Here is a 26,524-nt window from a genome sequence, read left to right as displayed (position 1 = left end):
GCAGCAGTGGCGGGGGAGGCTTTGCTGCCCTGGGCGCTGAAACATCGACTGCTCCGGCTGCTGCCGCGCCGGCAGAAACTACCGCGACCAAGGAAGCAGCGCCGATCAGCAAGCTCGATTCGAGCTGGACCAAGGTCGCGGACGAAAATCAAAGCTTCGTGCTGAGCTCGGCGCAGGTCGTGCAGTACGGCGCGAACGACACCTACACGAACAAGTCGCTGTCGGGCACGGTTGCCTGCAGCAATGCGACCTTTGGCGACCCGCTGCCATACGTGGCGAAAGCGTGCTACGTGCAGACCGCGACGGCACCAGCGCCGGCACCCGCACCCGCACCCGCCCCCGCCCCCGCCCCTGCAGCAGGAACGCGGCTCGCCGGTGAGGGTTCATCATTCAGTGTCGCCTCTGCAACCTTGGTGCAGTACGGATCCGGATCCTCGTGGGTTCAAAAGACGGTCACCGGCACCGGCAACTGCACGAATGAATTCTTCGGCCGCGATCCTGTGCCCTTCGTCGTGAAGGCTTGTTATTCGCTCGGTGCGGCAACCGCACCGGCTCCCGCGCCGGCTCCGGCTCCGGCGCCCGCCCCGGCGCCGGCACCCGCGCCTGCTCCGGCGCCCGCCCCGGCCCCTGCGCCGGCTCCGGCTCCGGCTCCGGCTCCGGCTCCGGCACCCGTCTCCGGCGACGTCGTCGACAGCGCCGGCAACGTGCAAGCCAGCGCGTACCGCGCCATGGCACCGGTTCTCGCCAAGGCAGAAGGCATCGCCTACCGCTATGGCAACGCCCCGGCGGTGAACAACACCGGCATCCCGACGCTGTTCAAGCGCGCGGACCAGACGATGAGCTACCACGCCGGCACCTGGCAGGTGGGCGGTCCGGTCCTCTCCGACGCAGGGCTTTACTCGACCAACCAGGCGCACGTGGGCTTCGTCGCCGACAACACGACGGTGCGCATGGGCGTGGGCGACCTTCAGGTCTCCGCGATCGACCACAACACCTTCGCGCAAGCGCCGCAACTGCCCTGGCAGGAAGCGGCCGCGTGGGACGGCAGCGCCGGACGCACGAACTACAACGTCAGCACCTACAAGGACGCCGGCCTCACGACCGGCGAGCCGGTGGCGGTGGCGCGTTGCGGCGGGCGCACGGGCTTCTGCGCGACCTCGCTGGTGGCCTTCAACAACGGCCTGATCGGCACCGCCGGCAGCAACACGGCGAACAACCGCGGCTCGGTGAAGCTGCCTGCCAACAAGGTGCCGACCGGCATGGCCGTCACCAACACCAGCGAATACGCGCTGGTGACGGTGTGGGACACGACGGCGCTCAAAGGCCAAGTGGCGGTGATCTCGCTGGCGGGGCTGTGCAACAACTGCGACCCGTACAACCCCAATGGCGGAACGCCCACCGGCATCCGGAGCACGACTTACGACCGCTGGTATGACTGGTGGCATGAGTGGATGGGCGTGTACCCCGGCCTGCCGAACATGGGCAACATCGCCTTCATGAAGGTGCTGGGCTACATCGACCTGCCGGGCATGAACGCACCGACCGAGATCGCCGTCACCACGGGCTTCGACCAGTTCCAGACGGCACTGCCGGAAAAGTACGGCGAGTTCATGGGCCAGACCTACTCGCCGCTGACCGATCCGGCCAAGCGTGCGACGTTCTCGGGTTCCGGCACGAACGCCAATCGGTACGCCAAGTCGGGTGTGGCGGTGGTCATCTCCAAGTCGGAGAAGAAGGCCGCCTTCATCGACCTGAAGCCGTTGTTCAGCTACGTCAACAGCGTCTACTTCGGTACCGGTCCGACGGAGTTCACCAACCTGGGTCAGGCCGACAACCAGTGGCCGTACACCTTCGCCAACAAGCCGCAGCAGACGCCGACGGTGATCACCACGGTGGCGCTGGACAGCAAGCCGACCGCGGTGAAGACGACCATCTTCGGCAACGTCCACCGTGCCTGGATCGCCACCGAAGAAGGCTCGCTGCGCATCTTCGGGCTGGGCAACGTGCCCACCGGCACCACGGTCACGGACGTCGTCGAGAAGGGCCGTGTCGCGATCGGGAAGAACCCGACCTCGCTGGCGATCTCGAAGATCGATCCGGAGAACAAGACCATCGAACCGCTGAACCAGCAGGTGCTCGTGGCCTCCCGCGGCGATCGCAAGATCCAGTGGGTGAGGTTCGCAGGCGACGGCAACAGCGGCAGCGTGGTTCGCACCCTGCAGGACTCGCGCATCGTCGACCCGATCGCGGTCGAGGATGCCGACAACTTCGCCAGCGACAACATGGTGCTGAGCATTGCGGACTACACCGGCAAGGCGGTGTCGAACTACCGCTACGGTTCCGTGGTCTTCGCGGGCGGCGGGGCCTGCTCGGCGTCATCGGGCGGCTGCCCGGTGCAGGGCACCGGTGGCATGAACATGGAGTTCGGAGGCAGCTTCACGATGGAGGGCCGGCCCTTCACGCTCAGGTCGGCCAACGTGCCCTGATCGCCCAGACCGTGATCTAGCCTGTCTACGGCCCGCCTCGTGCGGGCCGTTTTTTTTGATTCAGCGCAGCCAGGCGCTCGGGCGTGCCGACGTCGGTCCAGTTGCCGGCGTAGAGCTCGGCGCCGACTTGCTCATCCTTCATGGCGGCGCGCAGGATGGGCGCGAGCGGCGCCTTCGCGCCGTCGGGATTGCCGGCGGCAATGGTGCAGTACGGCGGCGCGAACAGCGCCGCGCGGTACAGGCCGATGGTCGAGAAGGTGTGCTTCAGCGGCGCGTCGTTCAAGGCCAGCCCGGCCGGCGAAATCCCGAAGTCCCCGCGCAGGTTGTGCGGCGGATTCGGCACCAGCCACAGGTGGGCAAGCCGTCCGCTGGCCGCGAAGCGGTCGACCGCTTCCCGCGTGAACGCGAACTGCGGCGCGAACACGTCGCCCGCCAGCACCCAGAAGATGTCGCCCAGAAGCGGCAGCGCACGCACGATGCCGCCCGCCGTCTCGAGTGCACCACCAAAATCGCGGCCCTCGTGCGAGTAAGAAATGGCGGAAGCCGCATGGCGGTGCCCGAAGCGAAGCGGGATCTGCTCGCCCAGCCAGTCGGTATTGACCACGAGCTCGGTGAAGCCGCCCGCCGCCAGCGCCTCGATCGGCCACTGCATCAGCGGCTTGCCTTGAACCTCGAGCAATGGCTTGGGCGTGACATCGGTCAGCGGCCGCATGCGCACGCCGCGCCCGGCGGCGAGGATCATTGCCTTGATGCTCACGCTGCCTCGGCCTTCTCGATCGCGCCGCGCTTCAATGCGTGCCTTTCCGCGTGGCCCGGCACGAACAGCGCCTCCAGGGCCTCCATCACCGCCCTCGCCTTGGCCGAGTGGTCGGCGCCAAAGTTGCACACGTAGACATCGAGCGTCACGCCGCGCTGTTCGGGCCAGGTGTGGACGCACAGGTGCGACTCCGCCAGGAGCACGGTCGCTGTCACGCCGCCCGGACCCAGCGGCGTGGCCGCAAAGGTGTGCAACAGCGTGCCGACCGCCTGCAGCCCGGCAGCCTCCACGGCCTTGACGCAAGCCGCGCCGATGGCCTGGGCGTCCACCAGCCAATGCGTCCCGCAGCGGCAGTCGTGGAGGTCGGCGGTGAGATGCAAGCCATGCATGGGCGGCACTCTAGCAGCCCGACCTCTGCCCCGGACGGCCCCCCCGAAGCTCGCCCGTTAAAATACCGGATTCCCCCTAACCTGCCCCCCAGAAAGCCGATCAGATGGCCAACCAAGCCTTGATGGCCAACGCGATTCGCGCGCTGGCAATGGATGCCGTACAACTTGCAAACTCGGGGCATCCGGGCGCGCCGATGGGCATGGCCGACATGGCGGTTGCGCTGTGGGGCGAGCACCTCCAGCACAACCCCGTCAATCCGCACTGGTTCGACCGCGACCGCTTCGTGCTGTCCAACGGCCATGCCTCGATGCTCATCTACGCCGTGCTGCACCTCACGGGCTATGCGTTGCCGGTCGAGGAGCTCAAGCGCTTTCGCCAACTGCACAGCAAGACCGCCGGCCATCCCGAAACGGGCGTGACGCCCGGCGTCGAAACCACCACCGGTCCGCTGGGCCAGGGCATCACCAACGCGGTCGGCTTCGCGCTGGCCGAGAAGCTGCTGGCCTCCGAGTTCAACCGCAAGGATCACGCGATCGTCGATCACTACACCTACGCCTTCCTGGGTGACGGTTGCCTGATGGAAGGCATCAGCCACGAGGCCGCGGCGCTGGCCGGCGCCTGGAAGCTGGGCAAGCTGATCGCGCTGTACGACGACAACGGCATCTCGATCGACGGGCGGGTCTTGCCCTGGTTCATCGACAACACCGAAGAACGCTTCAAGGCCTACGGCTGGAACGTGATCGGCCCGATCGACGGCCATGATGTGAAGGATGTGTCCAAGGCCATCGAGAAGGCGAAGAAGCACACCGACCGCCCGACGCTGATCATCTGCAAGACGCAGATCGGCAAGGGCAGCCCGAACCGCGCCAACACCGCCAAGGCGCACGGCGAACCCCTGGGCGCCGACGAGATCGGCCTCACGCGCACGGCGCTGCAATGGGCGCACGAGCCCTTCGAACTGCCGCACGCCGTGTACGAAGAGTGGGATGCCAAGGCCGCCGGCGCCCAGCGCGAAGCCGCGTGGAACGACAAGTTCGCCGCCTACGCGAAGCAGTACCCCGACCTGGCAGCCGAGTTCACGCGCCGCATGAAGGGCGAGCTGCCGAAGAACTTCCATCAGACCGCCTTCGACACCGTGGTCGCCGCCCACACCAAGGGCGAGACCGTGGCTTCGCGCAAGGCCTCGCAGCTCGCGCTCGAAGCCTTCACCGCCGCCCTGCCCGAACTGCTGGGTGGCAGCGCCGACCTGACCGGCTCGAACCTCACCAACACCAAGAGCACGCCCGCCCTGCGCTTCGACAAGGACGGCGCCGTGGTCCGCACCGAAGGCAACGAACAGGTCCCCGACGGCCTGCCGGGCCGCCACATCAACTACGGCGTGCGCGAGTTTGGCATGGCGGCCATCATGAACGGCGTGGCGCTGCACGGCGGCTTCATTCCCTACGGCGGCACCTTCCTCACCTTCAGCGACTACAGCCGCAACGCGATCCGCATGGCGGCGCTGATGAAGCAGCGCGTGATCCACGTCTTCACGCACGACTCCATCGGCCTGGGCGAAGACGGCCCGACGCACCAGTCGATCGAGCATGCCGCCTCGCTGCGCCTGATCCCGAACCTCGACGTCTGGCGCCCCGGCGACACCGCCGAGACCGCGGTGGCCTGGGCCGTCGCGCTGCAGAACGCCGACCGCCCCACCGCGCTGCTGCTGTCGCGCCAGAACCTGCCCTACTCGCCCAAGAAGGACCTGAGCGACATCAGCAAGGGCGCCTACGTGCTGGCCGAGCCCGAGGCCGTCGGCCTCAAGAACAAGAAGCTCAAGGCCGTCATCATCGCCACCGGCTCCGAAGTGCAGCTCGCGCTCAAGGCCCAGGAGCTGCTGGCGGCAAAGAACATCGGCGTGCGCGTGGTCTCCATGCCGTCCACCACCACCTTCGACCGCCAGGATGTGGCGTATAAAAAGAGCGTGCTGCCCAAGGGAACGCCGCGCATCGCGGTCGAAATGGGCGCCACCGACGGCTGGTGGAAGTACGGCGTCGCAGCCGTCGTCGGGATCGACACCTACGGCGAATCGGCACCCGCCGGCGTGCTGTTCAAGCATTTCGGATTCACGGCAGAGAACGTCGCTGCCACGGTCGAAGCGGCGCTCAAGCGCTGACATCGACTGCATCACCCAGTTTCAACCCTCCAGGAGCAAGGCACATGGCTATCAAACTCGGCATCAATGGCTTCGGTCGCATCGGTCGCAACGTTCTCCGCGCGGCGGTGCAGAACTTCAAGAACGACATCGAGATCGTTGCCATCAACGACCTGCTCGAGCCCGACTACCTGGCTTACATGCTCCAGTACGACTCGGTGCACGGCCGCTTCCAGGGCGAGATCAACGTCGAGGGCAACACCCTCATCGTCAACGGCAAAAAGATCCGCCTGACGCAGGAACGCGATCCCGCGCAACTCAAGTGGAGCGACGTCGGCGCCGACATCGTGCTCGAATCCACCGGCCTCTTCCTGACCAAGGAAACCGCGCAGAAGCACATCGACGCGGGTGCCAAGAAGGTGATCCTGTCCGCGCCCAGCAAGGACGACACGCCGATGTTCGTCTACGGCGTGAACGACAAGAAGTACGCCGGCGAGGCCATCATCAGCAACGCCAGCTGCACCACCAACTGCCTGGCGCCGCTGGCCAAGGTGCTGAACGACAAGTGGGGCATCAAGCGCGGCCTGATGACCACCGTGCACGCCGCCACCGCGACGCAGAAGACCGTCGACGGCCCGAGCAACAAGGACTGGCGCGGCGGCCGCGGCATCCTGGAAAACATCATTCCCTCCAGCACCGGCGCTGCCAAGGCGGTGGGCGTGGTGATCCCCGAGCTCAACAAGAAGCTCACCGGCATGAGCTTTCGCGTGCCGACCTCCGACGTGTCGGTGGTCGACCTCACGGTGGAACTGGTCAAGGAAGCCACCTACAAGGAGATCTGCGCCGAAATGAAAGCGCAAAGCGAAGGCGCGCTCAAGGGCGTGCTCGGCTACACCGAGGACAAGGTGGTCGCCACCGACTTCCGCGGCGACCCGCGCACCTCGATCTTCGACGCCGAGGCCGGCATCGCGCTGGACGGCACCTTCATCAAGCTCGTGAGCTGGTACGACAACGAGTGGGGCTACTCGAACAAGTGCCTGGAAATGGTGCGGGTGGTGGCGAAGTAAATCGCTTCAACCTCAAGCAATGGCGCGCCTTCGGGCGCGTTTTTGTTATCAAGCCGCTTGCAACAGTCGCTTGATCGTTTGCCGCGTCGTCGACGCCACGAATCACCGACCCGTCGTGCCGCGCGGCCGCACCACCACCTCGAGGCCGAGCAGTTGCAGCACGTCGAGTGCCTTCTGCAATTGCACAGTCGGCTTGCCTGCCTCCAGATCCACGATGAAGCGGTTCCCCGTGTTGCCCAACCCGGCGATATCGAGCTGATTCAGTTGCAGAGCGCGGCGACGTTGGCGGATCAGCTCGCCCAGTTCGGTGGTGGAATGCACGACGGTGCCGTTCAAATTACCGACAGGTAAGTTCGAGGCTGATTCGGTCATGGATCTCTCGGTAATTTTGTGTCTTGAGCCAGAAAGTCAAGAAATAATGACCGCTCGGTAATTCAAGGTGTCACACCGGCTCCAACACGTGGATGACCCGGTTCTCGGTCCACTCCTTCACCTGGGCGCCGTAGGCCGCCATGTGCGGCGCGGCGGCATGGGCCTGCAGCGCAGCCAGCGTTTCCCACTTCTCGATGACGACGAAGGTGTCCGGGCCGAAGGAGCCGCGTGAGGGCGGCATGCCGGCTGCGTCCACGGTGGCGTTGTATTCGATGCAGCCCTGTTCGGCCAGCACCGCGGGTCGGTTGGCGCGGAAGGCTTCGAGGATCCGATCGCGTTGGCCGGGCTTGGCCGTGATGACGGCGACGACGTGAATCATGGGCAGGTGCTCCTCTTGGAATGGAGCATCGAATTTAGAGCCAAGAAGCCGTTCGCGCCTGTCGCGTCGGGAGCGGCCCTCGTCAAGCCCTGGCGCCCACCGGCCCGGCCGGGCGCCACCCGCGCTCGGGCATGTCGTGGGCGTGGTGGAGTTGCATGCCTTGCGTCACGAAGTTCATGACGCCGCGGCGCCGAAGGGCGTCGGTCACGATCTTGTGGTCGAAAGGCGTCGTGTCGCGGCCCGCGGAAATGAAGGCGGACTTCGTGTCGCCGCGCTGGTCGCGGGGCTGGCGCTCTCCCACGATCCGATCCAGCACACGGCTCGAGAGGTTGTCGGGCCTGCCCTGGTGGGGCACTCTGCGCCGCATGACGCCCTACGCGCCGGCCCGCGCCGCCCAGCGGCCGACCTGCTCGGCCAGCCAGGGCCCGTCGTCCAGCGGCAGGTCATGGCCGGCCGTGGGATGTTCGACCAGCTCCACGCCCCACTGCCGCGCCAGGCGCCGCGAGCAGCGCACGTCCACCAGGGCGTCGCGCGCGCTGCCGAGCATCAGCAAGGGCACGGCCGGCGCCTGCAGCGGCGCACGGTAGCGCGCCGCGGCCAGCAGCTGCCGCAAGGCGTTGGATGGCGACACCGGCCGGGCTTCGCGCAGCGCCGTCCAGTCCTCGATCACGGCCGCGTCCGGCTGCAGGTGGCGGCTGGTCAGGCGCAGGATCGTTTGCTCGCGTCCGCGCGCGGCCTGGCGCGCGAACAGAAGACCGAGCAAGGCACCGTAATTCGCCGGACGCAGGCGCCGATACCAAGGGCTGAAAGGGCGCAGGCTGGTGTTGATCAGCACGCAGCCGGCGAGCTCCTGGGGATGCTTCGCGGCCCAGTCCACCGCGACCATCGCACCGAGCGACATCGCGAGCAGATGCCAGGGCGGCCCGACCCCAAGGGCTAGCAGCTGCCGACGGCAGTCTTCCATCGTCGCCTCGATCCGCGCCGGGCTGCGTGCCTGGTTCAGGCGCCCGTTGCCGGGGAGGTCGAGCGCCACGATCCGAGCCCCCGGCAGCCGCTCCCGCAGAAGCTCGGGGAAGTGCCCCCAATGGCCGCTCTCACGCGTCAACCCGCGCAGCAGGACCCAGGTGCTCATAAGGGCTGTCGTCCGTACCACCTGGCCATCGCCTGCTGCCGGTGATGCGCTCTCTGTTCGCCGCCAGGCAGCCATCGTTCGTAGCTGCACACGGCCCGGGTGATGAAGTCAAGCCAGCCGATGTGCCGGCGCAGCACGCGCTGCTGCCGGTGCTCGATCATCGGATTGAAGATGCCGTGGCGCGAGAAGATCTGGCGCGGGTTCTTCTTGATCCACAGCCACGAGCCCATTTCCAGCGTCACCGGCAGGAACACCGTGTCCGGCCGGTTGGTGGCGCCGAGGTACAGGTGGTCCCACAGGTCGCCGTGGGCCAGGTACTGGCGGCTCTGCGGTTCCAGCACGTAGCGGTGATGCAGCAGCGTCTGATCGAGGATTTCGCACAGCGCATGCATCTCGGGAAGATGCGCGATCGGGCGGGAGGTGTGCGCGTAGGGAAACCAGATGCGGTCGGTCAGGCCGAAGCCGGAGTGGCAATCCACCGCGACGCTCAAGGGCCGGCCCAGCAGCTCGGTCTCGACCAGCGCGCACAGCGCGGCGCTCTCGCATTCCATCGGCTGGCCCTGCGCGCCGCGGTACCACGGCAGGCCGGCGCTGATGCGCTGGCCGCCGACCAGGTAGGGCACCCGCTCCTTCGACTCGACCGGCGCATTGCGCATCAGGTCGACGCCGTTGGGGTTGGCGCGCGTGCCGAGCCACAGCCCGCCCGGATTGACCAGCGGCATGAACACCAGGCGCATGGCTTCCAGTTGCCGGTGCAGCGTCTCGTCCCACGCGAGCCGCATCACGATGCTGCGCAGGTAGGCGATCGTCACCTCGGCGCCGATGCGCTCCAGGCCGTGCACGCCGCCGAAGAAGCCGACCGCCGGCGCATCCGCTCGCGCGCTGCCGAGCACGAAGGCGTGGACCGGAAAGCGCTGCTCGCCGGCCACGACCTCACACAGCACGCGCTGCTCCATCAGCGGGCCCGCCAGCTGGGCGAGCCTCTGCAGCGCCAGCAGTTCAGGCAGATCCGTCGGATTCACTCGTCAAATGGAAGTCGGGTGAACCCAGGATAGCGGCATTGCATGCCATCAACGTGTCATATGACGCTCTTAGGGTGGGACCATGCCTCACATGCTCTGGCCCACCACGACTCATTCCATCCGCGCACTCGGCGGCGCCCTCGTCTGGGGCGTGGTCGAAGTGGTCGCTCTGGCGCGCTCGCGCTGGAGCGCCCGCAGGCACACCAGCCACTAGCGCCGGATTGCCCTAGTCCGCCAGCACCATCCACGACACGCCGAAGCGGTCGGCCACCATGCCGAAGGCCGGCGAGAAGAAGGTCTTGGCCATCGGCATCTGCACCTGGCCGCCTTCGCTCAGGGCCGCGAAGAGGCGCCGGGCTTCGGCTTCGTCCTTTGCGGTGAGCGCGAGCGAAATGCCCTCGAACTTGGGTTGTCCCGCGGCCATGCCGTCGGAGGCCAGCAGCTCGGTCTCGCCGATCTGGAAGGACGCGTGCATCACCTTGTCCGGCGAGATGGGCGCGCCGGAGCCGTTGCCGCATCCTTCGGCGCCGGCCGGGTCGGGGTTGTCCTTGAAGCGCATCAGATCTTTCACCTTGGCGCCTAGCTTGCTGCTGTAGAACTCGAGCGCCTCTTCGCAGCGGCCGTCGAAGAAGAGATAGGACTGGACTTTCATTTCGGATCTCCTTGGGGGTGGGTGGGGGGATATCGCCGATTCCGGCTTCAGCTCTTGGGAAAAGCGCTCATGTCCATGTACGCCAGCTCCCAGAGATGACCGTCCAGGTCCTCGAAGCCGTGCTGGTACATGAAGCCGTGGTCCTGCGCCTTGTTGGGCGTGCTGCCGCCGGCGGCCACCGCCTTGGCGACCTGCGCATCGACCTCGGCGCGGCTGTCGCACGAGAGGCACAGCAGCACCTCGGTGCTCTTCTTGGCGTCGGCGATGGCCTTGGGCGTGAAGGTCTTGAAGTAGCTCTCGACCAAGAGCATCACGAAGATGTCCTCGCTGACGATCATGCAGGTGGCGTTCTCGTCGGTGAACTGCGGGTTGAACTTGAAACCGAGCGCTGTGAAGAACGCGACCGATTTGTCGAGGTTCTTGACCGGCAGGTTCACGTAGATCTGGGTCGCCATGCGTGTCTCCTTTGGAAAGTGCGGTGGGGTCGGGGGAAAAAAGTCACACGTTGTGTACAACGTCCACAAGAAAGATAGCAGACATAATGGACGCTGTCCACATGGAATTGAAAATGAGTGTTCCCAGCCCCGTCCCGCCTGCACGCAGCACCTATCGCCATGGCGATCTGCGGCGTGCGCTGCTGGAGGCGGGGGTCGAGTTGGCGCGCAGCGGCGGGCCCGAAGCGGTGGTGCTGCGCGAGGCCACGCGGCGCGCCGGCGTGGTTCCCAATGCGGCCTACCGGCACTTCGCGAGCCGCCAGGCGCTCTTGCAGGCGGTGCGCGCCGCCGCGCTGGCGGCGGTCGCGACCGCGATGGAGGCCGAGCTCGCGGCGCAGCGCACCGATGGTGACCCTGCCGAAGCCGCCCGCGCTGCGGTGCGCGCCATCGGCGCCGGCTACCTGCGCTTCGCGCAGACCGAGACCGGGCTGTTCCGCACCGCCTTCGGTGCGCCGGTGGATGTGGAAGACGCGCCGCCCGAGGCCAAGAGCGGCCAGAGCGGGCTGAATCCCTTCGAGCTGCTGGGCGCCGCGCTCGATCAGCTGGTCGCGGCCGGGGTGCTGCCGCCCGAGCGCAGGCCCGGCGCGGAATTCCTGGCCTGGTCCGCGGTGCACGGCCTCGCGCTGCTCATCATCGACGGGCCGCTGCGCGGCATGCCGCGCGAGCAGACGGACGCGCTGGGTCAGCAGCTGCTGGACATGGTCGAAAAAGGTCTCTAGCGACCATGACCGGGATGCGCCGCGTGAAGCCCCATCGCCCGCTTGCCGCGGCTGCCGCCATCGACTTCGCCGCGCCCTCGCATGAGGTCGCGCGCCTGTTGATCGGCGTCACGCTGCTGGTCGACGGCGTCGGCGGCCGCATCGTCGAGACCGAGGCCTACGATCGCGACGACCCGGCCTCGCACAGCTTCGGCGGCCCGACCCAGCGCAACGCCGCGATGTTCGGGCCGCCGGGGCGCGCCTACGTCTATCGCTCCTACGGCATCCACTGGTGCCTCAACTTCGTCTGCCGCGAGGAAGGGCATGGCGCCGGGGTGCTGATCCGCGCGCTGGCGCCGGCGATGGGGCTCGAACTCATGCGCGAGCGCCGCGGGCTCGAGGACATCCGCCTGCTCTGCGCCGGCCCCGGCCGCGTCGCGCAGGCGCTGGGCATCGACGGCGCCTTCAACGGCCGTGCGCTGGACCGCCCGCCCTTCGTGCTGCTGGCCGCGGCGCACGATCATCCGGCCGTGATGGTCGAGACCGGGCCGCGCATCGGCATCTCCAAGGCGCCCGACGTGCCATGGCGCTTCGGCGAGCGCGGCTCGCGCTTTCTCAGCAAGCCCTTCCGTCGGGCAGCGCGAGGCGCGATCAGTGCGCCCCCAGGTTCTCCTCGCGGGCGACCTGCTGCAGGCTCTCGTAGATGAGCCGGCGCGGCGCGACCTTCCACCCCAGCAGCGCCTCGATGGCCGCCACCGAGCGCATGGCCATGAGCGAGTGCCCGCCGAGATCGAAAAAGTTGTCGGTGCGGCCGATCTTCTCGACCCCCAGCAACTCCGACCAGATGCCGGCGATGACTTGCTCGCTGTGGGTGACCGGCGGCACGTAGCTGCGCCCGTCGGCCAGCACGATGTCGATGACCGGCGCCGGCAGCGAAGCGCGGTCGACCTTGCCGTTCGGCAGCATCGGCATCGCGGCGAGCGCGACGAAATGCTGCGGGATCATGTAGTGCGGCAGGCGCGTGCGCAGGTGCTCTCTGAGCAAGAAGGGCGTCGGCGCCGTGCCGATGCGCGCCACGCTGTAGGCCACCAGCCGCACGTCTTCTTCGCTCTGCGCGTGCGTCACGGTGACGCAATGCGCAAGATCCGGATAGTCCAGCAGCGCGGACTCGATCTCGCCCATCTCGATGCGGTAGCCGCGCAGCTTGACCTGGTGATCGGCGCGGCCCAGGTGCTCGAGCACGCCGTCATGGCGCCAGCGGCCGAGGTCGCCGGTGCGGTAGAGCTGTGCCTCCGCGTCTTCGCTGAAGGGGTCGGGCACGAAGCGCTCGGCCGTCAGTGCGTCGCGGTGGTAGTAGCCGAGGGTGACGCCGGCGCCGCCGACGTACAGCTCGCCCGGCACGCCGATCGGGCAGGCATGGCCATGCTCGTCGAGCACCCAGACCGTGGTGTTGTCGATCGGCCGCCCGATGGCGATGCCATCGCGCGGCGACTCCACCTTCCAGGCCGTGGTCCAGACGGTGGTTTCGGTCGGTCCGTAGATGTTCCAGAGCTCGGCGCTGCGCTCCATCAGCCGCTCCGCCAGGATCGGCGGCAGCGATTCGCCGCCGATCAGCGCGCGGAAGCCGGGCGATCCGGCCCAGCCGGTTTCGATCAGCCCGCGCCATCCCGAGGGCGTGGCCTGCAGCAGCGTGACGCCATGCCGTTCGAGCAATGCGCGCAGCGCAGCCGGCTCGTGCACCTGCTGCTGCGAGGCGATGACCACCTTCGCGCGCACGACCAGCGGCAGCAGCAGGTCGAGCACCGAGGGGTCGAAGGACGGGCTGGTGATCGCCAGCACACAGTCATCGGCCGCGAGCCCCGGCATCTTCACCATGCCGGCCAGGAAATTGACCACGCCGCGGTGCGGCACGCGCACGCCCTTGGGCTGGCCGGTGGAGCCCGAGGTGTAGATCAGGTAGGCCTCGTCGGCCGGCGTGGCATCGAGCTCGGGCTGCGGCTCGAGCGCGTCGCCTGAGCTGCCGGCCGTCAGCCGCTCGTCGTCGACCCGCAGCATCGGCACGTTCAGCCCGTCGAGGATGGCGCTCGCGCTGCGCTGCGTGAGGATGGCAGACAGGTCCGCGTCGGCCGCCATGAAGCGCAGCCGTTCCACCGGATAGTCGGGGTCCAGCGGCACGTAGGCCGCGCCGGCCTTCATCACCGCCAGCTGCGCGATCAGCATCGCGGGGCTGCGCTCGATACACAGGCCGACGCGCTGGCCGCGCGCGATGCCGCGCGCGCGCAGCACGCGCGCCAGCATGTTCGACTGCGCTTCGATCTCGCCGTAGCCGAGCGTGTCGCCATCGGCGTCGATGACGGCCACGCGCGTGCGAATTTCGGGCGCGCCCAGGTCCAGGTAGCGGTGCACCAGCTGCTGCGCGGGCAGCGGCGCCCTGGCACCGTTCCAGCCGTGGCGCAGCAGGCTCATCTGCGCCGGCGAGAGCATCTCGTGCTCGGACAGGTGGCGCTCGGGCTGCGCGAGCAGCCGCTCGACCAGCGACAGGTAGTTCTCGAGCATGCGCGCGGCGCTGGCCGCGCTGTAGAGGTCGGTCGCGTATTCGAGGTGGATGCGATGCGCGAACTCGGTGTCGATGTGCATCGACAGATCGAACTGCGCGGCCGTGCGCTCGAAATCGAACTCGTCGACCTCCAGGCCGAACAGCTCCGGCTTGCCCACCGGCGCATTCAGCACGTTGAAGAGCACGCGCACCGGGCCTTCGGGACGCAGCGCGCGGTCGTGTCCCAGCGCATCGATCAGCTCGTCGAAGGGCGCCTCCTGGTGCGTATAGGCCTCGAGCGCGTTCCTGCGCACGCGGTGCACGAGTTGCGTGAAGCTCGGGTCGCCCGCGAGGTCGGTGCGCATCACCAGCGTGTTGACCAGCGTGCCGACCAGCTGCTCCGCGGCGAAGCGATGCCGGTTCGCGATCGGCATGCCGATCGCGACGTCGTCGCTCTTGGCCTGCCGCGACAGCATCAGCACGAAGGCCGACAGGTAGATCACGAAAGGCGTGACGGCCTCGCGGCCACCGAATTCGCGCATCGCCTCGCGCAGCCGCAGCGGCAGCTCGGCCGAGACGCGCGCGCCCTTGGCGCTGGCCTTGGCCGGACGCGGGAAATCGGTGGGCAGGTCGAGCTCCGGCAAGTCGCGCAGGCGTTCGAGCCAGTACGCCAGGTGCGGGCGCCGCGCCTCGACCGATTCGGGCCGGCGCTGCCAGGCGGCGTAGTCGGCATAGGCAATCGCGGGCGGCGCCGATTCCGGCCTGCGACCGGCCGCCAGGGCGCCGTACGCCGCCAGCGCTTCGCGCATCAGCAGCGCGCCGGCCCAGTTGTCGGTGATCGCGTGGTGCAGCAGCCAGAACAGCACATGCTCGCGCTCGCCGAGCCGGATCAGGGTCGGCCGGTGCAGCGGCGCCTGCGAGAGATCGAAGGGTTGCGCAATGCGATCCGCCAGCAGCGCGCGCGCCTGCTCGTTGCCCTCGCGGCCGGGCAGATCGCTCAGGTCGATGAACTCGATCGGCACCGCGAGCTTCGGCGCGATGGATTGCATGGGCTCGTCCTCGCCCATCACGAAGGCCGTGCGCAGGCCTTCGTGCCGCTCGACCATGAGGTCGAGCGCCTGCTGGCACAGCGCCGGGTCGAGCGCGCCGCGCAGCCGGATCGCGATTGGCACGTTGTAGGCGGTCGATGCCGGGTCGAAGTGCTGGATCACCCACATGCGGCGCTGCGAGAGCGAGGCCGGCAGCGGCCCGCTGCGCGGCACACGCTCGATGCCGCCGTCATGCGCGGCGGCTGCCCCGCCGCCCGATGCGGCCTGCCGCGCCACCTGCGCCGCCATCGCGGCGACGCTCGCATGCTCGAACAGCTCGGCGAGCGGCAGCTCGACGTCGAAGCGCTGCCGGATGCGCGAGAGCACCTGCGTCATCCGCAGCGAGTTGCCGCCGAGCTCGAAGAAGCTCTCGTGCACGCCGAAGGCGCGCGTGCCCAGCACTTCGCGCCAGATGTCCCAGACGGCCTGCTCGCGCGCGTCGCGCGGCAGCACGGCGCCGGGTCGCTCCTCGGGGGTGGCCAGTGCCTCCTCGTCCAGGGCCATCGCCTCGTCGCCGCCGGTATCGAGCGGCGCCGCCAGCGGCAGCTCGTTCGCAAGAAAGGCCTCGCGGCAGCGGTGCCGCTGGATCTTGCCGCTCGAGGTGCGCGGCAAGGCGCCGGCGCGCACCAGTGCCACTGCGTGCACCGGCAGCCCGTGCTCCACCGCGATGGCGCGGCGCACCGCGCTGAAGACCGCCTCGGTGTCGGTGGGGACCGGGCGCCGCTGGAGTTCCAGTGCCAGCACCACCGCTTCTCCGCCCGGCGTATCGACCGGGAAGGCGGCGCCGTGGCCCACGCGCAGGTCGGGATGGGCGCGCTCGGCGCTCCATTCCAGGTCTTGCGGATAGTGGTTCTCGCCGTGGACGATGACCAGGTCTTTCAGTCGCCCGGTAACGAACAGCTCGCCGCGGTCGAGAAAGCCCAGGTCGCCGGTGCGCAGGAAAGGCCCGGCGCCATTGGCCAGGTGGCCGCCGAAGACGGCTTCGCTGGCCTCGGGCTGCATCCAGTAGCCTTCGCCGATGCTCGGCGAACCCACCCATATCTCGCCGACCTCGCCGTCGGCACACGGGCGCCCGGCTTCGACGACCAGGAGCTCGGTGTCGGGCATCGCCCGCCCGCAGCCGACCAGTCGGCGCGCGTCGCGCGATGTGTCCGCGGCGGGTTCGAAGCGATGGGCCAGCAATGCGGCCGCATCCGCCGAAACGATGCGAGGCGGCGTGCCCGGCGTCGTCGAACTCACGCCCAGCACGGCCTCGGCGAGGCCATAGGACGGCGCGAACGCATCGGGGCGCAGGCCGGCGGCGCCGAAGACCGCCAGCACGCGCTCTACCGTGGCGGCGCGGATCGGCTCGGCACCGCAGGTCAGCGACACCAGGCTGTCGAGGCGCATGCCGAGCGCCTTGTCGCCCAGTGCCTGCAGGCAGGCGGCGTAGGCCGACTCGGGTGCGCCGCTGTGCGTGATGCGATAGGCCGCGATGGCTTCCAGCCAGCGCAGCGGCCGGCGCAGAAAAGCCACGGGCGACATCAGGTAGCCGGTCGCGCCTGCGATCACGGGCGCCAGCACGCCGAACACCAGCCCGTAGTCGTGGAAGTGCGGCAGCCAGCTGAGCGCCCGGCTGGCGTTGTTTCCATGATTTGACGCGATCACCGCGCGGATGTTGGCAATCACGTTGGCATGCGTCAGCCGCACGCCGCGTGGCGCCGAGGTGGAGCCGGAGGTGTATTGCAGGTAGGCGAGGCTGGCGGGCTCGAGCGCCGGCGACGCGAAGGCTGGCGTCTCGGCGCTGTCCAGCGACGCCGAATCGGGCAGCGCCATCCAGCGCGCCATCGCGAAGGTGGCCGGGTCCAGCGTGGCGGCCGCCGCATCGAGCAGCGATGCGCTGGTCAGCACCAGCGCGGCGCGCGAATCGGCGATCAGGCTGCGCAGGCGCGGCGCCGCATGGTGCAGCCGCACCGGATCGGGCGCGGGAACCGGCACCGCCACCCGGCCCGAGAGCACGCAGGCCCAGAACACGCGCACGAAGTCCAGCCCGGGCCCGAAGGCGAGCAGCACGCGGTCGCCCGCGTGGGTCTGGGCCGACAGCCAGGCGGCGATGCCGTGGACATCGGCCTGGAGCCGGCCATAGCTGCTCTCCTGCGCGACGCTCAGGTCATCCTTGAGAAAGCCGTAGGCCAGCTTGTTCGCATGCGCTTCGCACTGCACGTCGAACAGCGATGCAAGGGTGTCGGGCAACACGCGGGGAACAGCGGCGGACAAGGCGGTCTCGGTCGAAGAATGAAACATGGATGGACTTGCCCCTGAGAAGACATCACGCCGGTTAGAACCAAAGCCTTCGCCATTATGTTGCGGTGCAGCGGAATGTCTTTCCTTGCGATCCCGTCGCGGTGTAGGCCAACGCCTATCCGGCACGGGGTCCCGGGTGCGGGTCAAGCGCGATCGAGCACCCGCAGCACACGGCCGTCGCCGACGAAGGACTCGTCGACCAGCATCCGGAACACGGCGTCCCGCGGGAAGCGCGGCAGCGCGAGCGCCGGTGCCAGGAACTCGACTTCGAGCGCCTGCGCCGTTCCGCGCCGGAACGCGCGGCCCGGTGCCACCAACCATCGAGCCGAGAAGCCTTCGTTGTCCACCACCAGCGCGCAGCGGTGCTCGCCTTCCGCAATGGGCACGTCCTGCGAAGGCAGTTGCGACGCGCGCATCGTGAGTTCGACCAGGGCGTGGGGATGGAATGCGCTTCGGGCCTCGAAACCCGACGAATCGGCGGCCCCGGGCGCCGTACGCCGCAGCTTCGCGAAGAGCCAGGCGACGACGCTGCCGATGACCGGCAGCCACAGCACCATCAGCAGCGTGCCGACGTCGCGCGCGGTCGATCCCGGCGCCGCGAAGTGCCGCAGCAGCGCGCCGCCGGCGGCCACGCACAGCAGCACGATCACGATCAACCTGCGCCGTGCCTGGATGGTCGTCATGGCGCGGCCGAATCGGGGCCGGCGGCCGGCGCGTCCGCGGGCCGGCTGCGGCGATGGCCGGGCTTGGCCAGGATCTCGGCATAGAACTGCGCGCCGCCCTCTTTCGCCACGCCGTCGACCAGCGCCGTGAGCGCGGACAGGTGAACCGGTTCGGCCGCTTCGGGCGTCGGGCCGAACTTGCAATCGAAGTCCCAGAAGTCCGCGCCTTCGGGCAGATCGCGCCGCCGTTCGCGCTTGACGTATTTGCGAAGCTCGTGCTTGACGGCATCCAGAACCCGGTCGGGGTTCTTGCCTTCGATATGGAGCTGGAATGTCTTTTTCATGGGCGATCCTAACGCGCCGGCGGTGCCGTACGCCCTCCGACGCAGTGACATCGCGGCGCGAAATGCGCGATCATTCGCGCCATGGAACCCATCACCTCCATCGATCGCTACGTACCCGACTACGCGCACGCCTGCGAGGTGTGCGGTACCACGCCGGTGGTGGCCGGCATGAAGGCCGAGAGGCTGGTCTATCTCGCCACCATGTGCGGCCCCTGCCTGTGGAACGAGCCCAAGGCGGTGGACCCGGCGACCTGGAACGAAGCGCCTCCCGATTGATGCGCGGCGCGCACTGAATGGACATCAGGATTCGCACCCTGCGGCGCGGCGAGATGCCCGTCGTCATCGAATTCGCGGCGCGCGAAGGCTGGAACCCCGGGCTGCATGACGCCGACCCCTTCCACGCGGCGGACCCCGGCGGCTTCCTGGTCGCGGAGCATCAGGGGCAGGCGGTAGGCTGCATCGGCGCCGTCTCCTATGCGGGGCGCTTCGGCTTCATCGGTCTGTACATCGTGGCGCCGGACTGGCGCGGGCGCGGCATCGGGCGCCGGCTCTGGGCCAAAGGCATGGCGCGACTGGCGGGCCATGTGGTCGGGCTCGACGGCGTGCCGGCGCAACAGGACAACTATCGCAAGAGCGGCTTCTCCCTGGCATGGCAGAACATCCGCTTTGCCGGTACGGCTCGGCGCAGCGGGCGCACCGGCGACGCGCCGATCGTGCCGCTTCGCGACGTCGACTTCGCGGCGCTTTGCGCCGACGAGCGCCGCATCTTTCCCGCGCCGCGCGAGGCCTTTCTGCGCGCCTGGATCGCGATGCCGGAGGCGACGGGTCTGGCCTGGATGGATCAGGGCCGGCTCGCCGGATGGGGCCTGATCCGGCGCTGCCGCGAGGGCCACAAGATCGGCCCGCTGGTGGCGGACCGCCCGGAGGTAGCGAGCACTCTCTACGCCGCGCTGTGCGACAGCGTCCCCGAAGGCGACCGCGTCTACCTCGACGTTCCCATGCCCAACGCCGACGCATTGGCGCTGGCGCGGGCGCTGGGCTTGCGCAGCGTGTTCGAGACCGCGCGCATGTACGCGGGCACGGCACCGGCCTGCGAACTTCAGCGCCTCTACGGCATCACGAGCTTCGAGCTGGGCTGAACAATGCGGCCTCGGCGCGACCGATGCCGGGAAACTCGACCACCACAGCCTCCCCGCGCGCGACCGGCAGCACGCCGACCCAGGAACCGGTCGTGACCACGGTGCCGGCCGGCACGACGGCGCCGTTGCGCGTCGCATGCCGCAGCCAGGTCGGCAGCAGCCAGGCCGGGTCGCCCAGCGGATGCGTGCCGGTGCGCAGCACGGGCTCGCGCGAACCGATGCGCGTCTCGCAGCGCTGCGAGGCCCAGTCGCGCGCGGCATAGGGCACCCATGCGCCCAGCACCAGCGCGCCGTGCGACTGCTGGTCGGCGAGGCGCAACCAGGCCGACGCAAGCGCCGCGTCTTTCCAGCGCGAATCGACGATCTCGATGGAGACGGCCATGGCATCGACCAGCTTGCCGGCGGTCTCCGGCGTCAGTGCGGCGGCCTGCGCCGGCGTCACGCTTTGGCCCAGCCGCAGCGCGATCTCGGCCTCGATGCCCGGTGCGTTGAAGCGCACGTCGCCGAAGTCCGCGGGGCTCGCCCGCACGCCGGCCGGCGGCAGCGGCGCATGCGTGAGCACCGCCTCGCGCGACGGGCCGCCGGACTTCCAGTGCTTGGGTACGGGCGTGCCTTCGAACCATTCCATCGCTGCCGCCACGCGCTCCTGCACCCGGTAGGCCTCTGCCGCGTCGCCCACCTTGTCTTGCCATGCGGCGGCGTCGAGCGCGCGGCCCTCGCGCCAGGCCGAGGCCAGCGCCTGCGTCACGTCCGTCATGCGTCGACCTTCACCTTGCCGTCCTTGACGACCTTGGCCCACTTCGTGATTTCGCTGGCGATGAATTGCCTGAACTTCTCGCGCGAGCCGCCGCCGTCCTCGGCGCCGTAGGTGTCGAGCCGTTCCTGCACGTCGGGCATCGCGAGCACCGTGTTGACGTCGCGGTTGATCTTGTCGGCAATGCCGGCCGGCAGCTTGCCGGGGCCCGCGAGGCCGTACCAGGTGGTGGCCTCGAAGCCGTCGAAGCCCTGCTCCTGCATCGTCGGTATGGCCGGGTGGCCCTTGGCGCGCTTCATGCGGGTCTGCGCCACGCCGATCACCTTGCCGCTCTTCACGTGCGGCGTGGCCGCGGTCATGGTCTCGAAGCTGTACTGGATCTGGCTGCCCATGAGGTCGGCCAGGAGCGGCCCGCTGCCCTTGTAGGGCACGTGCAGCGCATCGACCTTGGCCTGCAGCTTGAACATCTCCAGCGCCAGGTGCTGCGCCGAGCCGGCGCCGGCCGAGCCGAAGCTCACCTTGCCGGGCTCCGCGGCGCACAAGGCCACGATGTCCTTCACCGTCACCGCCTTCTGCGTCGGGCTCGCGATCAGCAGGTTGGGCGTCACGCCGACCAGCACGATGGGCACGAAGTCGCGCTCCACGCTGTAGCGCAGCTTGGGCTGCAGGCTGGGCGCGAGCGCGTGGCTATTGATGTGCGCCATCAAGAGCGTGCTGCCGTCGCTCGGCTGCGTCGACACGTACTCGGCCGCGAGCACACCCGCCACGCCGCCCTTGTTCTCGACGATCACCGACTGGTTCCACATCGTCGACAGCTTCTGCGCCACCACGCGCGCCAGCGCATCGGTGCCGCCGCCCGGCGGAAAGCCGACCACGATGCGCACCGGCCCGTTGGGCCATTCCTGCGCGAACACGCGCGGCGCGCCGAGCGTGACTGCCGCCGCCGCGCCCGCGGCCTGGATGAGGGAACGTCGTTGCATGAGTCGCGGTCTCCTTGTTGGTGTATGAATGGGCTCAGGCGGCCTTCTGCAATGCCGCCGGCGCCGCGTGGCTCGCGAAGTGGTCCATCGTGGCCTGCACGCCGCTCGCGGCGAGCTTCACGCCCGAGAGCTTGAGCCCCATCTCGACGCCGGCCACCATCGCGACCAGCGTGAGGTCGTTGCTGTCGCCCAGGTGGCCCATGCGGAACATGCGGCCCTTGAGCTTGCCGAGGCCGGTGCCGAGCGAGAGATCGAAGCGCTGGTGAATGAGGCGCCGCACCGCATCCGAATCGACGCCCTCGGGCGTGATCACGCCGGTCAGCACCGGCGAGTAGACGGCCGGGTCGGCGCACTGGATCGGCAGGCCCCAGGCCTCGACCGCGGCGCGCACGCCGGCGGCCCAGCGCTGATGCCGCGCGAACACCTTGTCCAGGCCCTCGCCGAGCAGCATGTCCAGCGATTCGGCCAGGCCGTAGAGCAGGTTGGTGTTGGGCGTGTAGGGCCAGTAGCCGTCCTTGTTCATCTCGACGATCTCGTCCCAGGCCCAGAAGGCGCGCGGCAGCTTCGCGCTCTTCGATGCTTCCAGCGCGCGCGGCGAGAGCGCGTTGAAGCTGATGCCCGGCGGCAGCATCAGGCCCTTCTGCGAGCCGCTGATGGTCACGTCCACGCCCCACTCGTCGTGGCGGAAGTCGGCGCTCGCGAGGCCCGAGATGCTGTCCACCATCAAGAGCGCCGGATGGCCCGCCGCATCGATGGCCTTGCGGACCGCGGCGATGTCGGAGGTGACGCCGGTCGAGGTCTCGTTGTGCACCACGCACACGGCCTTGATCTTCTTCTCCGTGTCCTTGGCGAGGCGCGCCTCGATCAGGTCGGCCTGCACGCCGCGGCGCCAGCTCGGCGCATGCGGCAGCTGCTCGTCGCTGCCCGACCAGGCCAGGAACTCGGTCGACAGGCCCAGGCGCGCGGCCATCTTCTGCCACAGCGCGGCGAAGTGGCCGGTTTCGTACATCAGCACGAGGTCGCCGGGGCTCAGCGTGTTGGCAAGCGCCGCTTCCCAGGCGCCGGTGCCCGAGGACGGGTAGATGACGACCGGATGCTTCGTCTTGAAGATCTTCTTGATGCCCGCCAGCACCTGCAGCCCGAGGGCGCCGAACTCGGGGCCGCGGTGGTCGATGGTGGGCAGGCTCATGGCCCGCAGGATGCGGTCCGGCACCGGGCTCGGGCCGGGGATCTGCAGGAAGTGCCTGCCGGTGGGATGGAAGTCGAGTTGAAGCATTCGGGACCGTCCTTTCTTTTTCAGTTTTGCATGCAAAATTCGATCTGTCGTGCTCGTTAACCCCTAGTCTCCTCGATTGAGCGGGCCACTATTTGCATTCAAAATGCATTCCATGGCGGAAATCATTGAAATCTCTCGGCTCGCGCTGCATGACCAGGTGGCGTCGCGGCTGCGCACCATGCTGGTCGAAGGCCAGATCGCACCCGGCGCCAAGCTCAACGAGCGCGAGCTCAGCGCGCAGCTGCGCGTCTCGCGCACGCCGCTGCGCGAGGCCATCAAGCTGCTGGCGGCCGAAGGCCTGGTGGACCTGCTGCCGAACCGCGGCGCGGTGGCCGTCAAGCTCACCGAGGCGGACGTGGTCAACACCTTCGAGCTGCTCGCCATGCTCGAAGGCATGTCGGGCGAACTGGCGGCCCAGCGCATCACCGAGGAGGAGCTCGCCGAGCTGCGCGCGCTGCACTACGAAATGATGGCCTGCTTCGCACGCCGCGATCTCTCGGGCTACTACCGCATCAACGCGCGCATCCACACCGCGATCAACGACGCGGCCAGGAACCCCGTGCTCGCGAGCACCTACCGCTCGATCAATGCCCGCGTGCAGTCGCTGCGCTTTCGCACCAACCAGAACGAGGCCAAGTGGAAGAGCGCGGTGGCCGAGCACGAGCGCATGGTCGAGGCCCTGGCCGCACACGACGCGGCCGCGATGCGCACGCTGATGATCGAGCATCTCAACCGCAAGCGCGACACCGTGCTGGAGCTGCTGCGCGCCGGCGAGATCTATCCCGCCAAGGCCCAGGCGGCCAAGAGCTGAATCGACGAGAACCCATGCGCATCGAGCCCGCGAGCCATCTCCAGCCAGCCGGTACCGTCTTGCCGCCCAACGAAACCTGCGAAGCGCTGGCACGGCGCCTCGCCGCCGAGACCGAGGGCGAGGTGCTGTTCGACGCCGCCTCGCGCGGCCGCTATGCGACCGACGCTTCGATCTACCAGATCATGCCGGCCGGCGTGCTGGTGCCGAAGACCGAGCGCGACATCGCGACCGCCATCGACATCGCGCGCGACCTCAAGGTGCCGGTGCTCGCGCGCGGCGGCGGCACCAGCCAGTGCGGCCAGACCACGGGCGCGGCGCTCGTCATCGACAACAGCAAGCATTTTCGGCGCGTGCTCGATCTCGACGTCGAGGCGCGCCGCGCCACGGTGGAGCCGGGCATCGTGCTCGACCACCTCAACGCGCGGCTCAAGCCGCACGGGCTCTGGTTCCCGGTCGACGTGTCGACCAGCGCGCAGGCCACGCTCGGCGGCATGGCCGGCAACAACTCCTGTGGCTCGCGCTCCATCGCCTACGGCAACATGGTCCACAACGTGGCGGGCGCGAGCGCCTGGCTGTCCGACGGCGAGCTGGTCGACTTCGGTCCGGTCTCGGAGCTCGGAGCGCGCGCGTCCGACATCGCGCTGCACGTGCAGCAGCTCGCCAGGCAGCACCGACACGAGATCGCCGAGCGCTGGCCCAAGGTGATGCGGCGCGTCGCCGGCTACAACCTCGACATCTTCGACAACCAGAGCGAGAAGCCCTACACCGCCGACGGCAGCGTCAACCTCGCGCACCTGCTGATCGGCGCCGAGGGCACGCTGGCCTACACGCGCAGCCTGACGCTGAAGCTCGCCGAGCTGCCGCGCGCCAAGGTGCTCGGCATCGTCAACTTCCCGAGCTTCCATGCGGCGATGGACGCGGCGCAGCACATCGTGAAGCTGGGGCCGACGGCGGTCGAGCTGGTCGACCGCACGATGATCGAGCTGAGCCTCGCCAACCCCGCGTTCAAGTCCACCGTCGAAACCGCGCTGATCGGCCGGCCCGCGGCCATCCTGCTGGTCGAGTTCTCGGGCAGCGAGAAGGCCTGGCTGCTGCCCAAGCTGAAGGACCTGGCCGACCTCATGGGCGACCTCGGCCTGCGCGGCAGCGTGGTCCAGATGCCCGACGACGCGGCGCAGAAGAACCTGTGGGAAGTGCGCAAGGCCGGCCTCAACATCATGATGAGCCTCAAGGGCGACGGCAAGCCGGTGAGCTTCATCGAGGACTGCGCGGTGCCGCTCGAGCACCTGGCCGAGTACACCGATGGCCTCACCGCCGTGTTCGCCAAGCACGGCACCCGCGGCACCTGGTACGCGCACGCGTCGGTCGGCACGCTGCACGTGCGCCCGATCCTCGACATGCGCACCGACGGCGCCGCGAAGATGCGCGCCATTGCCGAAGAGGCGAGCGAGCTGGTGCGCAAGTACAAGGGCGCCTTCAGCGGCGAGCATGGCGACGGCCTGTGCCGCGGCGAATGGATCGAATGGCAGTTCGGCCCCGCGATCAACGAGGCCTTCCGCGCCATCAAGAACAAGCTGGACCCGCTCAACCTCTTCAACCCCGGCAAGATCATCGATCCGCCGAAGATGGACGACGGTGCCCTGTTCCGCTTCGCGCCGCCCTCGGCGCCGAGGCCCTACAAACGCATCCCGCTGGTGCCCGTGCTCGACTGGTCGGCCTGGAACGTGCAGGCCGACCCGGTGACCGAGGAGACCACCGCGCCCGGCACCGGCGGCGACGTCAGCGGCGGCTTCGCCAAGGCCGTCGAGATGTGCAACAACAACGGCCACTGCCGCAAGTTCGACGCCGGCACCATGTGCCCGAGCTACCGCGTGACGCGCGACGAGAAGCACCTCACGCGCGGCCGCGCCAACACCTTGCGCCTCGCGGTCTCCGGCCAGCTCGGGCCCGAGGCCTTCACCAGTGAGGCCATGTACGACACCATGGACCTCTGCGTCGGCTGCAAGGGCTGCAAGCGCGACTGCCCGACCGGCGTCGACATGGCGAAGATGAAGATCGAGTTCCTGGCCCACTACAAGAAGAAGCACGGCCACACACTCAAGGACCGGCTGATCGCCCGGCTGCCCGACTACGCGCACGCCGCGAGCCGCTTCCCCTGGCTCATGAACCTGCGCAACAGCGTGCCGGGCGCGGCCTGGCTCGGCGAGCGGCTGCTGGGCCTCTCGGCCAAGCGCTCGCTGCCCGCATGGCGCAGCGACACCTTCTGGCGCGCCGGCGATGCCTCGATGTTCGTGAATCGCGACATGGCCATCGCCGCCGCCTGCGTGGGACGCAAGGTCGCGGTGCTGTTTGTCGACACCTTCAACGGCACCTTCGAAAGCGAGAACGCATTCGCTGCGGCGCGCGTGCTCAAGGCCGCGGGCTACATGCTGCACACGGTCGAGAAGGACGGCGGCCACCACTGCTGCGGCCGCACCTACCTCGCCAATGGCATGGTGGATGAAGCCAAGGCCCGCGCCGGCGCGCTCGTCGATGCGCTGCTGCCGCTGGCCGAAGCCGGCATCGCGATCGTGGGCCTCGAGCCTTCGTGTCTGCTGACGCTGCGCGACGAAACGCTGGTGATGGGCTTGGGCGCGAAGGCCGAGACGGTCGCGAAAGAAGCGCTGCTGTTCGAGGAGTTCATCGCGCGCGAAGCCAAGGCCGGCCGCTTCAAGCTGGGGCTCAAGCCTGCCGGCAAGCCGATCCTGCTGCACGGCCACTGCCACCAGAAAGCCTTCGGCGCGGTGAGCCCGATCCTCGATGTGCTGCGGCTCATTCCCGACGCGAAACCGGAGTTGATCGAAAGCTCCTGCTGCGGCATGGCCGGCAGCTTCGGCTATGAAGCCTCGCACTACGAGGTGTCGATGCAGATGGCCGAGGCCAGCTTGCTGCCGGCAGTGCGCGAGAACCCCGACGCGATCATCGTCGCCGACGGCACCAGCTGCCGGCACCAGATCGCCGACGGTGCGCAGCGCGAAGCGGTGCACGTGGCGCGGCTGCTCGACGCGCTGAGGGGCTGACCCGACGGC

25 protein-coding genes and 1 tRNA gene are annotated in these 26,524 nt (G+C 68.7%); 9 read left to right on the top strand and 17 right to left on the bottom strand.

Annotated elements, in window-relative coordinates:
• The first annotated feature begins 158 nt into the window (after window positions 1-158).
• On the top strand, window positions 159-2,486 hold the full coding sequence (locus ACSQ9A_RS28640) for a hypothetical protein (RefSeq protein ID WP_436306197.1): 2,328 nt from the start codon (window positions 159-161) through the stop codon (window positions 2,484-2,486).
• A gap of 25 nt (window positions 2,487-2,511) precedes the next feature.
• On the opposite strand, the gene ACSQ9A_RS28635 is transcribed toward ACSQ9A_RS28640, so the two are convergent.
• Both ACSQ9A_RS28635 and ACSQ9A_RS28630 read right to left on the bottom strand, forming a co-directional pair.
• Window positions 2,512-3,228 carry a nucleotidyltransferase family protein gene (locus ACSQ9A_RS28635; RefSeq protein WP_436306379.1) on the bottom strand — a complete coding sequence of 239 codons (717 nt, stop codon included), beginning with the start codon at window positions 3,226-3,228 and terminating at the stop codon, window positions 2,512-2,514.
• Window positions 3,229-3,239: 11 nt separating this feature from the next.
• Window positions 3,240-3,632 (bottom strand): S-adenosylmethionine decarboxylase family protein, encoded by a 393-nt coding sequence (locus ACSQ9A_RS28630; RefSeq protein ID WP_436306196.1) that lies wholly within the window; start codon window positions 3,630-3,632, stop codon window positions 3,240-3,242.
• Between the two features lie 104 nt (window positions 3,633-3,736).
• On the opposite strand from ACSQ9A_RS28630, the gene tkt reads away from it, so the two are divergent.
• Both tkt and gap read left to right on the top strand, forming a co-directional pair.
• Entirely contained in the window at window positions 3,737-5,788 is a 2,052-nt protein-coding gene (gene tkt / locus ACSQ9A_RS28625) for a transketolase (protein WP_093107135.1), read from the top strand.
• Window positions 5,789-5,832: 44 nt separating this feature from the next.
• Window positions 5,833-6,834, top strand: coding sequence for a type I glyceraldehyde-3-phosphate dehydrogenase (gene gap / locus ACSQ9A_RS28620; RefSeq protein ID WP_093107137.1), 1,002 nt, complete (start codon window positions 5,833-5,835; stop codon window positions 6,832-6,834).
• A 102-nt stretch (window positions 6,835-6,936) separates the two neighbouring features.
• Here gap and ACSQ9A_RS28615 read toward each other — a convergent pair whose 3' ends face one another.
• From ACSQ9A_RS28615 to ACSQ9A_RS28595, 5 genes are all read right to left on the bottom strand, one after another.
• Complete coding sequence (locus ACSQ9A_RS28615; RefSeq protein ID WP_436294134.1) at window positions 6,937-7,206, bottom strand: helix-turn-helix transcriptional regulator; 270 nt, start codon at window positions 7,204-7,206, stop codon at window positions 6,937-6,939.
• A 70-nt stretch (window positions 7,207-7,276) separates the two neighbouring features.
• Entirely contained in the window at window positions 7,277-7,585 is a 309-nt protein-coding gene (locus ACSQ9A_RS28610; protein WP_093107141.1) for a putative quinol monooxygenase, read from the bottom strand.
• 82 nt (window positions 7,586-7,667) lie between these two features.
• Window positions 7,668-7,952 carry a hypothetical protein gene (locus ACSQ9A_RS28605; protein WP_436306195.1) on the bottom strand — a complete coding sequence of 95 codons (285 nt, stop codon included), beginning with the start codon at window positions 7,950-7,952 and terminating at the stop codon, window positions 7,668-7,670.
• Between the two features lie 6 nt (window positions 7,953-7,958).
• On the bottom strand, window positions 7,959-8,717 hold the full coding sequence (locus ACSQ9A_RS28600; RefSeq protein WP_436306194.1) for an alpha/beta fold hydrolase: 759 nt from the start codon (window positions 8,715-8,717) through the stop codon (window positions 7,959-7,961).
• Window positions 8,714-9,739 carry a M14 family zinc carboxypeptidase gene (locus tag ACSQ9A_RS28595; protein ID WP_436306193.1) on the bottom strand — a complete coding sequence of 342 codons (1,026 nt, stop codon included), beginning with the start codon at window positions 9,737-9,739 and terminating at the stop codon, window positions 8,714-8,716. The genes ACSQ9A_RS28600 and ACSQ9A_RS28595 overlap by 4 nt, the downstream gene beginning before the upstream one ends.
• 82 nt (window positions 9,740-9,821) lie before the next feature.
• On the opposite strand from ACSQ9A_RS28595, the gene ACSQ9A_RS28590 reads away from it, so the two are divergent.
• Complete coding sequence (locus ACSQ9A_RS28590) at window positions 9,822-9,953, top strand: hypothetical protein (protein WP_436306192.1); 132 nt, start codon at window positions 9,822-9,824, stop codon at window positions 9,951-9,953.
• 12 nt (window positions 9,954-9,965) lie between these two features.
• On the opposite strand, the gene ACSQ9A_RS28585 is transcribed toward ACSQ9A_RS28590, so the two are convergent.
• Both ACSQ9A_RS28585 and ACSQ9A_RS28580 read right to left on the bottom strand, forming a co-directional pair.
• Complete coding sequence (locus ACSQ9A_RS28585; protein ID WP_436306191.1) at window positions 9,966-10,391, bottom strand: VOC family protein; 426 nt, start codon at window positions 10,389-10,391, stop codon at window positions 9,966-9,968.
• 47 nt (window positions 10,392-10,438) lie between these two features.
• On the bottom strand, window positions 10,439-10,846 hold the full coding sequence (locus ACSQ9A_RS28580; RefSeq protein ID WP_436306190.1) for a VOC family protein: 408 nt from the start codon (window positions 10,844-10,846) through the stop codon (window positions 10,439-10,441).
• 113 nt (window positions 10,847-10,959) lie between these two features.
• On the opposite strand from ACSQ9A_RS28580, the gene ACSQ9A_RS28575 reads away from it, so the two are divergent.
• Complete coding sequence (locus ACSQ9A_RS28575; protein ID WP_436306189.1) at window positions 10,960-11,604, top strand: TetR/AcrR family transcriptional regulator; 645 nt, start codon at window positions 10,960-10,962, stop codon at window positions 11,602-11,604.
• Here ACSQ9A_RS28575 and ACSQ9A_RS28570 read toward each other — a convergent pair.
• From ACSQ9A_RS28570 to ACSQ9A_RS28550, 5 genes are all read right to left on the bottom strand, one after another.
• On the bottom strand, window positions 11,601-11,909 hold the full coding sequence (locus ACSQ9A_RS28570; RefSeq protein WP_436306188.1) for a hypothetical protein: 309 nt from the start codon (window positions 11,907-11,909) through the stop codon (window positions 11,601-11,603). The genes ACSQ9A_RS28575 and ACSQ9A_RS28570 overlap by 4 nt on opposite strands.
• Window positions 11,910-11,934: 25 nt before the next feature.
• Window positions 11,935-12,008, bottom strand: a tRNA-Arg gene (locus ACSQ9A_RS28565).
• A 226-nt stretch (window positions 12,009-12,234) separates the two neighbouring features.
• The gene (locus ACSQ9A_RS28560) at window positions 12,235-17,490 is read right to left on the bottom strand and encodes an amino acid adenylation domain-containing protein (RefSeq protein ID WP_436306187.1); all 5,256 of its coding nucleotides are present in this window, start codon (window positions 17,488-17,490) and stop codon (window positions 12,235-12,237) included.
• A gap of 143 nt (window positions 17,491-17,633) precedes the next feature.
• Window positions 17,634-18,173, bottom strand: a complete 540-nt coding sequence (locus ACSQ9A_RS28555) for a hypothetical protein (protein ID WP_436306186.1) — start codon at window positions 18,171-18,173, stop codon at window positions 17,634-17,636.
• Window positions 18,170-18,496: a DUF6172 family protein gene (locus ACSQ9A_RS28550; protein WP_436306185.1), complete on the bottom strand. Its 327-nt coding sequence runs from the start codon at window positions 18,494-18,496 to the stop codon at window positions 18,170-18,172. The genes ACSQ9A_RS28555 and ACSQ9A_RS28550 overlap by 4 nt, the downstream gene beginning before the upstream one ends.
• 81 nt (window positions 18,497-18,577) lie before the next feature.
• On the opposite strand from ACSQ9A_RS28550, the gene ACSQ9A_RS28545 reads away from it, so the two are divergent.
• Window positions 18,578-18,772, top strand: coding sequence for a hypothetical protein (locus ACSQ9A_RS28545; protein WP_436306184.1), 195 nt, complete (start codon window positions 18,578-18,580; stop codon window positions 18,770-18,772).
• 17 nt (window positions 18,773-18,789) lie between these two features.
• Entirely contained in the window at window positions 18,790-19,635 is an 846-nt protein-coding gene (locus tag ACSQ9A_RS28540; protein WP_436306183.1) for a GNAT family N-acetyltransferase, read from the top strand.
• Here ACSQ9A_RS28540 and ACSQ9A_RS28535 read toward each other — a convergent pair.
• From ACSQ9A_RS28535 to ACSQ9A_RS28525, 3 genes are read right to left on the bottom strand one after another with little or no spacing between them, the layout of a single operon-like run.
• The gene (locus tag ACSQ9A_RS28535) at window positions 19,613-20,392 is read right to left on the bottom strand and encodes a fumarylacetoacetate hydrolase family protein (RefSeq protein ID WP_436306182.1); all 780 of its coding nucleotides are present in this window, start codon (window positions 20,390-20,392) and stop codon (window positions 19,613-19,615) included. The two genes, ACSQ9A_RS28540 and ACSQ9A_RS28535, sit on opposite strands and share 23 nt — an antisense overlap.
• Window positions 20,389-21,369 carry a Bug family tripartite tricarboxylate transporter substrate binding protein gene (locus ACSQ9A_RS28530; protein ID WP_436306181.1) on the bottom strand — a complete coding sequence of 327 codons (981 nt, stop codon included), beginning with the start codon at window positions 21,367-21,369 and terminating at the stop codon, window positions 20,389-20,391. Before ACSQ9A_RS28530 ends, ACSQ9A_RS28535 begins: the two co-directional genes overlap by 4 nt.
• Window positions 21,370-21,403: 34 nt before the next feature.
• Window positions 21,404-22,645: a pyridoxal-phosphate-dependent aminotransferase family protein gene (locus ACSQ9A_RS28525; protein WP_436306180.1), complete on the bottom strand. Its 1,242-nt coding sequence runs from the start codon at window positions 22,643-22,645 to the stop codon at window positions 21,404-21,406.
• Window positions 22,646-22,757: 112 nt separating this feature from the next.
• Between ACSQ9A_RS28525 and ACSQ9A_RS28520 the strand changes: the two genes are divergently transcribed.
• Both ACSQ9A_RS28520 and ACSQ9A_RS28515 read left to right on the top strand, forming a co-directional pair.
• Window positions 22,758-23,456, top strand: coding sequence for a GntR family transcriptional regulator (locus ACSQ9A_RS28520; protein WP_436294145.1), 699 nt, complete (start codon window positions 22,758-22,760; stop codon window positions 23,454-23,456).
• A gap of 14 nt (window positions 23,457-23,470) precedes the next feature.
• Window positions 23,471-26,515, top strand: coding sequence for an FAD-binding and (Fe-S)-binding domain-containing protein (locus ACSQ9A_RS28515; RefSeq protein ID WP_436306179.1), 3,045 nt, complete (start codon window positions 23,471-23,473; stop codon window positions 26,513-26,515).
• The last annotated feature ends 9 nt before the right edge of the window (window positions 26,516-26,524 follow it).

The sequence above is a fragment of the Variovorax sp. LjRoot290 genome (genome assembly GCF_964253985.1).
GTDB lineage: Bacteria > Pseudomonadota > Gammaproteobacteria > Burkholderiales > Burkholderiaceae_C > Variovorax.
Note: the sequence above shows the minus strand (reverse complement) of the source record. Positions and strands in the feature narration are given on the sequence as shown.